Origin of the sequence: Desulfotignum balticum DSM 7044, assembly GCF_000421285.1 — a bacterium.
Classification (GTDB): domain Bacteria; phylum Desulfobacterota; class Desulfobacteria; order Desulfobacterales; family Desulfobacteraceae; genus Desulfotignum; species Desulfotignum balticum.
The window spans coordinates 72,869-84,922 of the sequence record NZ_ATWO01000002.1 but is presented as its reverse complement, the minus strand read 5'-3'; the positions used below and the strand labels follow the sequence as shown (position 1 = coordinate 84,922).

Annotated in this window: 12 protein-coding genes; 4 read left to right on the top strand and 8 right to left on the bottom strand. The window is 49.0% G+C overall.

What is annotated here, in order from left to right; all coding sequences use genetic code 11:
- Nucleotides 1-3: 3 nt before the first annotated feature.
- Genes ispG through K365_RS0124410 form a run of 4 tightly spaced genes read left to right on the top strand, consistent with a single transcriptional unit; the run spans nucleotide 4 to nucleotide 6,140 of the window.
- Nucleotides 4-1,101, top strand: coding sequence for a flavodoxin-dependent (E)-4-hydroxy-3-methylbut-2-enyl-diphosphate synthase (ispG, locus tag K365_RS0124425; RefSeq protein ID WP_006966874.1), 1,098 nt, complete (start codon nucleotides 4-6; stop codon nucleotides 1,099-1,101).
- Complete coding sequence (gene proS / locus K365_RS0124420; RefSeq protein WP_024336726.1) at nucleotides 1,085-2,596, top strand: proline--tRNA ligase; 1,512 nt, start codon at nucleotides 1,085-1,087, stop codon at nucleotides 2,594-2,596. Before ispG ends, proS begins: the two co-directional genes overlap by 17 nt.
- Nucleotides 2,597-2,632: 36 nt before the next feature.
- Nucleotides 2,633-4,789: a RelA/SpoT family protein gene (locus K365_RS0124415; protein WP_006966871.1), complete on the top strand. Its 2,157-nt coding sequence runs from the start codon at nucleotides 2,633-2,635 to the stop codon at nucleotides 4,787-4,789.
- A gap of 31 nt (nucleotides 4,790-4,820) precedes the next feature.
- Complete coding sequence (locus K365_RS0124410) at nucleotides 4,821-6,140, top strand: PhoH family protein (RefSeq protein WP_006966869.1); 1,320 nt, start codon at nucleotides 4,821-4,823, stop codon at nucleotides 6,138-6,140.
- A gap of 3 nt (nucleotides 6,141-6,143) precedes the next feature.
- Here the strand turns inward: K365_RS0124410 and rpmB are convergent, their stop codons facing one another.
- The 8 genes from rpmB to aroF all read right to left on the bottom strand — a co-directional run bounded on the left by rpmB (nucleotide 6,144) and on the right by aroF (nucleotide 11,786).
- Nucleotides 6,144-6,338 carry a 50S ribosomal protein L28 gene (rpmB, locus tag K365_RS0124405; protein WP_006966868.1) on the bottom strand — a complete coding sequence of 65 codons (195 nt, stop codon included), beginning with the start codon at nucleotides 6,336-6,338 and terminating at the stop codon, nucleotides 6,144-6,146.
- 83 nt (nucleotides 6,339-6,421) lie between these two features.
- Nucleotides 6,422-7,081: an outer membrane protein assembly factor BamD gene (locus tag K365_RS0124400; RefSeq protein WP_024336725.1), complete on the bottom strand. Its 660-nt coding sequence runs from the start codon at nucleotides 7,079-7,081 to the stop codon at nucleotides 6,422-6,424.
- A complete protein-coding gene (gene trxB / locus K365_RS0124395; RefSeq protein ID WP_006966866.1) occupies nucleotides 7,078-8,004 on the bottom strand; it encodes a thioredoxin-disulfide reductase in 927 nt (308 codons plus the stop codon). The genes K365_RS0124400 and trxB overlap by 4 nt, the downstream gene beginning before the upstream one ends.
- 12 nt (nucleotides 8,005-8,016) lie before the next feature.
- Nucleotides 8,017-8,343, bottom strand: coding sequence for a thioredoxin (trxA, locus tag K365_RS0124390; protein WP_006966865.1), 327 nt, complete (start codon nucleotides 8,341-8,343; stop codon nucleotides 8,017-8,019).
- Nucleotides 8,344-8,590: 247 nt separating this feature from the next.
- Entirely contained in the window at nucleotides 8,591-9,166 is a 576-nt protein-coding gene (gene rbr / locus K365_RS0124385) for a rubrerythrin (RefSeq protein WP_006966864.1), read from the bottom strand.
- 38 nt (nucleotides 9,167-9,204) lie between these two features.
- Nucleotides 9,205-9,645 carry a Fur family transcriptional regulator gene (locus tag K365_RS0124380; RefSeq protein ID WP_006966863.1) on the bottom strand — a complete coding sequence of 147 codons (441 nt, stop codon included), beginning with the start codon at nucleotides 9,643-9,645 and terminating at the stop codon, nucleotides 9,205-9,207.
- 96 nt (nucleotides 9,646-9,741) lie between these two features.
- On the bottom strand, nucleotides 9,742-10,779 hold the full coding sequence (gene aroB, locus K365_RS0124375; RefSeq protein ID WP_006966862.1) for a 3-dehydroquinate synthase: 1,038 nt from the start codon (nucleotides 10,777-10,779) through the stop codon (nucleotides 9,742-9,744).
- Nucleotides 10,776-11,786 (bottom strand): 3-deoxy-7-phosphoheptulonate synthase, encoded by a 1,011-nt coding sequence (gene aroF, locus K365_RS0124370; RefSeq protein WP_006966861.1) that lies wholly within the window; start codon nucleotides 11,784-11,786, stop codon nucleotides 10,776-10,778. Before aroF ends, aroB begins: the two co-directional genes overlap by 4 nt.
- Nucleotides 11,787-12,054: the final 268 nt, after the last annotated feature.

Genomic DNA, 12,054 nt, shown 5'->3' with positions numbered 1-12,054 from the left:
AATATGGGTTCTCTGGTGATGCCACGAAGAAAAACCCGCCAGATCCGGGTGGGGCCGGTGATGGTGGGATCTGATGCCCCGATTTCAGTCCAGTCCATGACCAATACACAGACCCGGGATACGGCAGCCACCATTCAGCAGATCCATGCCCTGACTTCAGCCGGGTGTGAAATCGTCCGGGTGGCGGTGCCGGAAATGGTTGATGCGCTGGCCATCCGGGAGATCAAGGACCGGATCACCATCCCGGTGATCGCGGATATTCATTTTGATTTCAGGCTGGCTCTGGCAGCGGCCGAGTCCGGTGCAAACGGGCTGCGCATCAATCCGGGAAATATCGGGGCACGGCATAAAGTCAAACAGGTGGCGGACTGTGCCAGATCCCACGGCATCCCCATCCGCATCGGCGTGAATGCCGGGTCCCTGGAAAAAGAGATCGCACAGCGGCTGGGAACCACTGCCGCCGCTATGAAGGAAAGCGGGCTGGCCAATATCCGGATACTGGAGGATCTGGGATTTGATGATATCAAGGTGTCTTTGAAAGCCTCGGATGTGGCCCGGACCGTGGAAGCCTACCAGCTGCTGGCCGCTGAAACCGATGTCCCGTTTCATGTGGGGGTGACCGAGGCCGGCGGATTGTATGCCGGGATCACCAAATCCGCCATCGGTATCGGTTTGCTGCTGTCTAAGGGGTTAGGAGACACCATCCGGGTGTCTTTGACCCGGGATCCGGTGGAGGAGATCCGTACCGGGTATGAAATTCTGCGGGCACTGGGGTTACGTCAACGGGGCCCGGAGATCATATCGTGTCCCACCTGCGGCCGGTGCCGGATCAATCTGTTTAAAATTGCCGAAGATGTAGAAAAAGCTTTACTTGAACGGGATACTCAGATTAAAGTTGCTATTATGGGATGTGTTGTGAACGGGCCGGGAGAAGCAAAGGAAGCGGATATCGGTATCGCCGGAGCCGATGGTACCGGCATTTTGTTCAAAAAGGGAAAAGTATTTAAAAAAGTGGCCCAGGATCGGCTCGTGGACCAGTTATTGTATGAAATCGATAAAATGACGAAAAATTCGGAGGATGTGAATGGGAGCAAAAAATAAAACAGCCATTACCCCGACCCGGGAAGAAGATTATGCCCAGTGGTATCAGGAAATCATCAAGGCATCGGACATGGCGGAAAATTCCCCGGTCAGAGGGTGTATGGTCATGAAACCCTGGGGGTATGCCATCTGGGAGAACATCATGAATCAGATGGATGCCGAGTTCAAGAAAACCGGGGTTAAAAATGCCTATTTTCCCCTTTTCATCCCGTTGTCATATCTGGAAAAAGAGGCCGAGCATGTGGAAGGGTTTGCCAAGGAATGTGCCGTGGTCACCCATCATAAACTGGAAAAAGGACCGGACGGAAAACTGGTGCCGGCGGGTGAACTGGCGGAGCCGTTGATTGTCCGGCCCACCTCTGAAACCATTATCGGTGAATCCATGTCCCGGTGGACTTCCTCGTACCGGGATCTGCCCATTCTGCTCAACCAGTGGGCCAATGTGGTGAGATGGGAGATGCGCACCCGCATGTTTCTGCGCACCAGCGAGTTTCTGTGGCAGGAAGGACATACGGCCCACGCCACCAGAGAGGAAGCCGTAAAAAGAACATTGCAGATGCTGGATTTGTATGCAAACTTTGTTCAGGACCGGCTGGCCATGCCCGTGATCAAGGGTCGAAAATCTGAATCGGAACGGTTTCCCGGTGCGGATGACACCACGTGTATTGAAGCCATGATGCAGGACAGGAGAGCCCTTCAGGCCGGAACCTCCCATTTTCTGGGACAGAATTTCGCCAAAGGATCAGATATCCGGTTTCAGAATGAAGACGGCCAGGAACAGTTTGCCTGGACCACGTCCTGGGGGACTTCCACCCGGATGATCGGCGGTATGATCATGGTTCATTCCGATGATGACGGCCTGGTGGTGCCGCCCCGGATCGCCCCGGCCCATGTGGTAATTCTGCCGATTGTGAAAAAAGATCAGGACAATTCACAAGTACTGGAAAGTGCCACTGCATTGAAAGCGGCCCTGAATGAAAAAATGTATCATGGCAGGGCCGTGGAAGTGGAGATTGACGACCGGGATATCGGTGGGGCCCGGGGATGGGACTGGGTGAAAAAAGGGATCCCCGTCCGGGTGGAACTGGGACCCAGGGACGTTGCCGCCGATACCGTGTTTGTGGCCAGAAGAGACAGGGAGGCCGGCCAGAAGGAAAGTGTGGACAGAGAAACGTTCATCAATACCATCACCGACACGCTGGACCAGATTCAGCAGGTATTGTTTGACCGGGCCCTGGCATTCCAGAAAGAAAACACATTTCACGTCGATACCTGGCAGGCGTTTGAAGAGATTTACAAGGATGCAAAAGGGGCTCATAACGGCGCATTTGTCTATGCCCACTGGTGTGGTTCCAGGGATTGTGAAGAACGCATCAAAAAAGAATTGTCCGTCACCATCCGGTGTATCCCGTTTGATTCTTCCAAAGAAGCCGGCAAATGCATCTGTTGTGACAAGCCAAGTGAACAGCGGGTATTGTTTGCCAAAGCCTATTGATCAGGTAGTCAGCGATATCCGGGATAAGGACGGACCATGATTCGGATCACGGACATACTGGATACCATTTCAGAGTATAATCCGGATGCGGATCTGGATATCATTGACCGGGCCTATGTATATTCAGCCCGGGTCCATGAAGGGCAGGTGAGGCTGTCTGGTGAACCTTATCTGTCTCATCCGCTGGAAGTGGCTCAGATTCTGGCGGATATGCGGCTGGATGTGGAAAGTATTGCTGCAGCCCTGCTGCATGATGTGATTGAAGATACACCTGCCACCAAGGAAGATATTCAGGACCTGTTCGGTCCGGGGGTGGCCCATATTGTGGAAGGGGTGACCAAATTATCAGCCCTGCCGTTTTCCAATAAAGCGGCCCAGCAGGCGGAATCGTTGAGAAAAATGATTCTGGCCATGGCCGATGACATCCGGGTGGTGCTTATCAAGCTGGCGGACCGGCTGCATAACATGCGGACCCTGAAATATCACAAAAAACCGGAAAAACAGGCGGCCATTGCCCAGGAAACGCTGGATATCTATGCGCCCATTGCGGCCCGGTTAGGGATATTCTGGGTGAAAAACGAACTGGAAGAGATCGCTTTTTTCTACACCCTGCCCGACGAGTATGAACATATCGATGCCATGGTGAACCGGGCCAAGGATGAAAAAGAAGACTATATCAAAGAGGTGTCCACCAGCCTTCATTATAAAATGGAAGAGATGGAACTGCCCTGTGACATCAAGGGCCGGTACAAGCAGCATTACAGTATCTACCAGAAAATGATTTCCCAGAATCTGGATTTTGATGAGGTGTATGATATCATCGCCTTTCGCATTATTCTGGACACCGTGCCCCAGTGTTATGCCGCCATGGGTGCCATCCATTCCATGTGGAAGCCCATTTACTACAAGATCAAGGATTATATCGGCAATCCCAAACCCAATATGTATCAGTCCATCCATACCACGGTCATCGGCCCCAAAGGGGAGCGGGTGGAAATTCAGATCCGGACCCGGGAGATGGACCGGATTGCTGAATCCGGTATCGCGGCCCACTGGAGTTACAAAGAAGGGACTCATATCGATGAGAACACCGGGGAGATGTTTGCCTGGATTCGGAATCTGGTGGAAAATCAGGAAAATTTCAATGATCCGGATGAATTTCTGGAAAATGTACGCATTGATCTGTATCCGGATGAAATCTATGTGATCACCCCGGCCGGAGAAATCAAGACCCTGCCAAGGGGGGCAACGCCGGTGGATTTTGCGTATCTGATTCATACGGAAGTGGGTGCGGAATGTACCGGTGCCAAAGTGAACGGAAAAATTGTTCCTTTGGCCCATGAACTCAAGACCGGAGATACCGTTGAAATCATCACCACCAAAGGGCATACCCCCAGTCCGGACTGGCTTACCTTTGTCAAAACAGTCAAAGCCAGAACCAAGATTCGCGGCCTGATCAATGCCCGAGAAAAAGAGCGCTCCTATTCTCTGGGAAGAGAGATGTGTGAAAAACTGTTCCGGAAGAAAAATCAGAACTTCAATGCCTTGATCAAATCCGGACATATCGGAGAGGTTGCGGACACATTCGGATTCAAATCCGTGGATGATCTCATTGCCCATGTGGGATTTGGTAAACTGACGCCCATGCAGGTCCTGAACAAGGCCCTTCCTAATCTGGAAAAAGAAGGCAAAGAAGAAGAAGAGGCGATTCTGCCTAAAAGTGCCGGCAACCGGTCAAAAAAATCAGATACCGGCATTATTGTCAAAGGACTCAACGATGTTCTGGTCAAATTTTCCAAATGCTGCAATCCGCTTCCCGGAGATCCCATCACCGGGTATATCACCCAGGGTCAGGGCGTGACCATTCACCGGAAAAACTGCATCAATGTTTTGAAAATGAGTCCAGAGCGGCTGATCGATGTGCAATGGAGCGGTGAGTATCATGATTCCTATCCCGCCAGTATCCGGATCAAAACCGATGACCGGTTCGGTCTGCTGGCAGACATCGCTCTGGTGATAACCAAAAATAACGCCAATATTCTCAACGCCAAAACCGATACATCCGATACCGGGGTGGCCATGTTTTATTTTACCATTATGGTGGAAAGTTCAAGCCAGCTGCGTAAAATCATGTCCGCTCTCAGACGCGTGAAAAAAGTAACGGAAGTCAAACGGGTGGTTCGACATGAATAACTGTATATCGCTTGTTTATCCGGAGATGTGAATGAAAAAAATTTTTATTCTGGACACCAATGTGATTCTTCATGACAGCGGGTGTGTTCACCAGTTCAAGGACAATGATATCTGTATCCCCATCACGGTGATAGAAGAGCTGGATAAATTCAAAAAAGGCAACAACATCATTAATTGCAATGCCAGAGACTTTTTGAGAACGCTGGATGCATTGTCCAGTGAAAAAATGTTTGAAAAGGGTGTGCCTGTTGCCAATGGGAAAGGCTCGATTTCCATTTGTCTGGATATGGCCCTGGATGAGGTCATAAAAAATAATTTCACGGAAATCACATCTGATATCAAGATCTTGAACATCGCTTATATGGTGGCCAAAAAACACCAATTTAAGAATGTCATTTTTGTTACCAAGGATGTGAACTTACGCCTTCGGGCCAGATCCATTGGATTGAAAACAGAAAATTATAATTCGAAATTTGTTGAAAACCTGTCAGACATGTACACGGGTCTTCAGGTCTTGGAACATGTTTCCCCACAGGTTTTCGATGCATTGTACAAAAAACCGTTTGAAGTGCCCATGTCCGTTCTGGAAATGGATACCACATTTTATACCAATGAAAATCTTATTTTAAAAAATGGATCCAACTCGGCACTGGCCGTTTACGATGGGCCGCGTCAGTTTGTTCGATTGATTCAGCCAACGGTATGTTACGGCATCAAACCCAGAAACGCCGAGCAGACATTTGCGCTTCATGCCATGCTCAACCCTGATATTCCGCTGGTGACCGTGTCAGGTAAAGCAGGGACGGGTAAAACCCTTTTGGCCCTGGCAGCAGCGCTGGAAAAAAAACAACAGTACCGGCAGATTTTTGTTGCCAGACCGGTCGTGCCTTTGAGTAACAAGGATTTGGGATTTCTTCCCGGAGATGTGGCTTCCAAACTGGATCCGTATATGCAGCCGTTGTACGACAACCTGACTGTGATCCAGAACCATTTCAACGAACAGAATACACAGGCCAAACAGATCCGGGAACTTCTTGAGGAGGAAAAAATCGTGATCACCCCCATTTCCTACATCCGGGGGCGATCCATTGTGCGGGTATTTTTTATTGTGGATGAGGCGCAGAACCTGACACCTCATGAGGTGAAAACCATTATCACCCGGGCCGGAGAAGGTACTAAAATTGTTTTTACCGGGGATATCTTCCAGATTGATCATCCCTATCTGGACAGTCAGACCAACGGCTTGGCCTATATCATCGAAAAGATGAAAGGTCAGCCGCTGTATGCCCATGTCAATCTGGAAAAAGGGGAACGATCCGAGCTGGCGGAGCTGGCGGCCAAAATTTTATAAATTTCAGGCAGCCTTTGTCACTTTTCCGGCTTTGATGCAACGGGTGCACACATCGATTTTTTTGACACACCCGGGTTTGATAAGTGCACGAACCCGCTGCAGGTTGGGATTGAAACGCCGTTTATTTAAGTTGTGGGCATGACTGACATTATTGCCAACCATCGGTTTTTTGCCGCAAATAGCACATTCTTTTGACATTTTATCTACACTCCCAAAATTGATTTAATCAAAACTAAAACCTGAAATTTATACACCGGCAAAAAAAAAAAGTAAAGATAAAATTACTCTTTTTCTGTATCTTCTGCCAGGGCCGCACATTCCGGAATCAGGTTCAATGCGGTTTCACTCTGCTCCGTCCCGGGATAGAATTCCACAATGTATTCAAGCCGTTTCAATCCTGCGTGATACTGTCCGGTTTTCATGTAGAATTTTGCCACGTACAGTTCATGACCGGCAATCTTGTCGATGCCGGCCTGGATACGTTCCGGTGCTTCCTGAGCGTATTCACTGTCCGGAAACTGCTCCATGAGCCGTTTGAACTGAGCCATGGCATTCTTTGCCGGAGTAATGTCCCTGTCCACCGTATCCATCTGATTGAACCAGCACAGGCCGATTTGATTGATGACATAAGGAACGGCTTCATTTCTGGGGTGCATTCTTTCGAATTGATCATAGGCAGCGATGGCCTGATCATATTCTTTGAGTTGAAAATGGGCATCGGCAATTTTCAACTCCGCCAGAATGGCATATCGGGAAAACGGATACCAGTCTTTCAGATCCGTATATTCGGTAATCGCTGCTCTGTACTTTTCGTTCATGAATGCAGAAGCGCCGTCGGCCGCCAGTTGATCCGCGGTTTTTTCCATTCGCCGGGAACTGTCGAACAAAGCGCATCCAGACACCAGAAAAGCCAGACATATCAGACAGATTATGGTTCTCATTTGATTATGTTCTCAAGATAATGTTCAGCGGAAACAGCTGCTATGGCACCATCGCCCACAGCAGTGGACACCTGCCGTAATGGGGTGTCTCTCACATCACCGACAGCAAAAACCCCGGAAACGCTGGTCTGCATTTTGGCATCGGTTCGGATAAAACCATAGGCATCAGTGTCTACCGCATCTTTTAAAAAGTCCGTGTTGGGAAGTGTCCCCACCCAGATAAAACACCCATCGGCTTTTAATGTTTTTTCCTCGCCGGTTTTGACGTTTTTCACATGCACGCCTTCAATACCGAAAAATCCGTCTACACCGGTGGCAACCGTATCCCAGAGAATTTCGATTTTATCGTTGGCAAAAGCTCTTTCCTGAAGAATTTTGGTGGCCCGCAATTCGTCCCGGCGATGGAGCAGATATACTTTTTTAACAAATTTTGTCAGGTAAATCGCTTCCTGTACGGCTGTGTCTCCACCCCCGACCGCCACCACGGTTTTTTCCTTGAAAAAAGGGGCGTCGCAGGTGGCGCAAAAAGAAATGCCTTTGCCCATATACCGGTCTTCACCGATGCCCAGTTTTTTAGGAGATGCGCCCGATGCAATAATCAGGCTTTTGGCTTTGATCCGTTTGTCCTGAAGCACCACTTCCTTGACATCCGGTGTCAAAGCCAGAGAATGCACTTCAGCCGTATCTATTTTCAGGCCGAATGCTTCGGCCTGAATTTTCATCTTTTCAGCCAGATCAAACCCGCTGATTCCTTCGGGAAAGCCGGGATAGTTTTCAATCCAGTCCGTGACAATGATCTGTCCTCCGGGAACGGCTTTTTCTAGGAGCAGCACATTCAATCTGGCTCTGGCCGCATAAAGTCCGGCGGTAAGTCCGGCCGGACCGGCACCGATAATTACAAGATCATAATCGAAAGCGCTCATGCCATGATCTCCTTACAGGACCTTCTTGATGGTTTGTTCCAGTTTTTCCTTGGCAACCATTCCGGTGATCTGATCCGCGATTTCACCATTTTTGAAAAAAATCAGGGTGGGGATCGCCTGAACCCCATATTTGCTGGGGCTGAGAGGATTTTCATCCACATTGATTTTGGCGAACGTCATCTGATCCCCATAGGTTTTTTCCAATGCCTCAACTGTGGGTGCGATGGCTTTGCAGGGGCCGCACCAGGGTGCCCAGAAATCGACCATGACTGGTTTTTCAGAGTTCAACACTTTTTCTTCAAATCCATCGTCGTCAATTTCAATGATTTTATCGGTCATAATTGTGTCCTAATTATTGTTAATGGGTTAACAAAAAACCGTGCATGAATCAATCATGCACAATATGGGTAAATATAGGTGCCCCAGGGATATTTGTCAAATAGTGAATGGGTGGGTGTGACATTTGTCGTCCGGTTTCTCATCGGGGGGAAAAATTCAGGCCCCGAAACCCTGTGGCAACAGGGCCGGGGCCTGGTTTGTCAAGATCAATCAAGGTATCAAAATCCGCAGGTTCGGTAAATGGAAATTACCAGTTTTCTCCCAGTACCTCAAAATGGGCTTTTTCATGGGCACATGCCGGGCACATGTCCGGAGCTTCAGCGCCTTCATGCAGATACCCGCAGTTGCGACACCGCCAGGTGACCGGTGTGTCTTTTTTAAAAACTTTGCCGGCTTCAATATTGGCTGCCAGGTCCTTATACCGTTTGTCATGCTGTTTTTCCGCAACAGCGATGGCTTCAAACACGGCGGCAATTGCATCAAATCCTTCTTTTCTGGCAGTGGCGGCAAATTCCGGATACATTTCATTCCATTCGTACGCCTCGCCTTCAGCCGCAGCATAGAGGTTTTCAAGCGTGGTGCCGATGACACCTGCCGGAAACGCAGCAGCGATTTCAACTTCCCCCCCTTCCAGGAATTTGAACAATCTTTTGGCATGCTCTTTTTCCTGGTTGGCGGTTTCCGTGAAAATGTCTGAAATTTGAACATATCCTTCTTTTTTGGCGGCACTGGCAAAATAGGTGTACCGGTTTCTGGCTTGAGATTCACCGGAAAAAGCGGTTAAAAGATTCTTTTCAGTCTGGGTTCCTTTTAATGAGCTCATTTTTTTCTCCTTGAAAATGGTTCTAAAAAATTAAGATGTTATCCAACCGCCGTAACCTTGTCGGGGGCATGGTTTCGGCATCGGGCACAATATCCGGTCAGGCAGAGCCGTTTTCCGGTGATTGTGAATGAACGGGTGATGTCATCCGGCAGTTGAATGTGTTTCAGTTCCGGAGCATGGAAATCAATGATGGTGTTGCAAGACAGACAGTAAAAATGGTGATGTTCATCCAGGTTGGGATCAAACCGCCTGGGATCTCCCTGTCCTTCCACGACATCGATAATACGTATTCTGGCAAAGGTGAGCAGGGTGCGGTTCACCGTATCCAATGAGATGTTTGGAAAATCCGTGAGAAGCTGTTTATGGATTTTATCTGCACAGGGGTGATCGGTTGCCTTTTTGAGTGCCTTGTAAACGGCAACCCGCTGAGGCGTGACCTTGAGCCCATGGGCTTTACATAACTGTGTGAACCGGTCCACATTGATTTCCTTTGTTTTATTCATCTAAATAATTAAATAGGATTAATAATCAATTGTCAAGAAAAAACTGAAATTATTCATAGATTCTGGTGTGGATCAAGAGACAAAGTTTTCTTGGATAAAGGCGGTGATCTCATTGAAATGAATTTTTTCCACCCGGGCGGATCCGAGGGCTTCTAAAAAAACAAAAAACAAACCGTCTCCCTGTTTTTTTTTATCCTGTTTGACGGCACTATCGATTTTATCCGCCGCATAATTCAGATCAGTGGGCAGTCCCAATCCCTGGAGCAGGCGAATGATTCGGTCGGTATCCCGGACACAAAGCTGTTTTTTATCATATGAAAACCGCGCGGCAGCAACCATGCCCCGGGAGACCGCTTTGCCGTGTCCCGATGGGTCCAGTTTTTCAATGGCATGGCCTAAGGTATGGCCGAAGTTCAGCTTTCGTCGGGCCCCGGATTCTTTTTCATCCTCCTGCACCACCCGGGCTTTGATGGCCACGCAACGGGATATCAGGTGAAAAATGATTTCCGGATCCAGGGCCAGCGCTTTTTTTTGATTTTTTTCCAGAAAAGTCAGCATGTCAGTATCCGCAATCAGCGCATGTTTGACAATTTCGGCAAGGCCATTGGAAATTTCAGGTGCCGGCAACGTGGTGAGCATTGCCGGGTCGCAGATCACAAACCGGGGCTGATTGAATACACCGGCCATGTTTTTGTAATCAGACACATTTACCCCGTTTTTTCCCCCGACACTGGCATCGACCTGTGACAGCAAAGAGGTGGAGACAAATCCAAAGGCCACCCCCCGCATGAAAACAGATGCGACAAAACCTGTGATATCGCAGACAATACCACCGCCGATGCCTAAGATGAAAACCGATCGATCACACCCCAGTTCCATGAGCTGATCCAGGATGAACGCCACCGTGGTCAGGGTTTTGATCTTTTCTCCGGTACCGATGCATATCACGGGTGCCTCAGGAAAAGCATGGGCATAATGTGCCTTGATGTTGTGATCAGTGATGATCACCAGGGGCTGATCCGGAAGATAAGCGGCAATATCGGACAAATGCGCGCCCACATGAATCGCTGAAGCACCTTGCTGGCCTGAGATATGATACGTCTTTATCACGAGGATTCAATCACGGTACGGATATCGGTCAGTTTTTTCATGGTTTGTTCAAACTGGTCCGGATACAGCGACTGGCCACCGTCACTCAAGGCTTCTTCCGGATGATTATGAACCTCTATCATCAGGCCGTCTGCTCCGAGTGCTGCAGAAGCACAGGCAAGGGGAATGACCAGGTCTCTGACACCGGCTGCGTGACTGGGGTCCACGATAACGGGCAAATGGCTTTCTTTTTTCACTGCCGGTACCACGGACAGATCCAGCGTGTTTCTGCTGTGTCGAACAAACGTCCGGACCCCGCGCTCGCACAGAATCACGTTTGCGTTTCCTTCTTCCATGATATATTCCGCCGCCATGAGCCATTCCTGAAGCATGGCAGACATGCCCCGCTTCAGAATAATCGGTTTTTTCGCTTTTCCCGCCCGCCGCAACAGTGTGAAGTTCTGCATGTTTCTTGTGCCGATCTGGATGATATCCGCACTGGCTTCCACCATGTCAAATGTTTCCACATCCATCACCTCGGTTACCACGGGCAGTCCGGTTTCTTCTCTGACACGGGTTAAATATTCCAGTCCCTGCTGCCCTAATCCCTGAAAAGAATAAGGAGAAGTTCGAGGTTTGAACGCCCCGCCCCTGAACAGTTTGGCGCCCGCTTTTTTTACGGCTTTGGCAATGGCCAGCACCTGATCCAGGGATTCAACCGCACAGGGACCGGCAATGACAGGCATGGTGCCGTTGCCGAAAACCGCTTCCCCGACGCAGATCTGGGTGTTTTCCTGTCTGAATTCCCGGCTGACAAGTTTATAGGGTTTTGTCACCGGAATGACCTCCTTTACACCATCGAACCCCAGAAAGTGGCCGGCGTCCACAGAGCCGCTGTTATACAGGATTCCGATGGAAACCCGGTCTCCTCCGGGAATAGGTCTGGCAGTATACCCTTTTTTCTCAACCGCCGCAACAACAACCTGGATTTGATGATCCGTTGCATTTTTTTTCATTACGATTAACATGGCATGACCTCCAACTTTAGGCGTTTTACCAGCATTTACAAAGGAGGGCAATATAAAATACAACCCGCCGGTTGTTTCTATACAAAAGAACGCCCTGTGTTTGCGTATTATAGGCTTTGTTGTGCCGGTGTCAATGGAAAAAGTTTGCTTTTTCATTCCGGGTTTTAAATTTGCGTAAAAACACGATTAGGGATTCATTCCTTGACAGGATATAATGGATCTCTTATATATTTGCTCAATATTTAAGCAGGAGAAAAAGGCATTACTG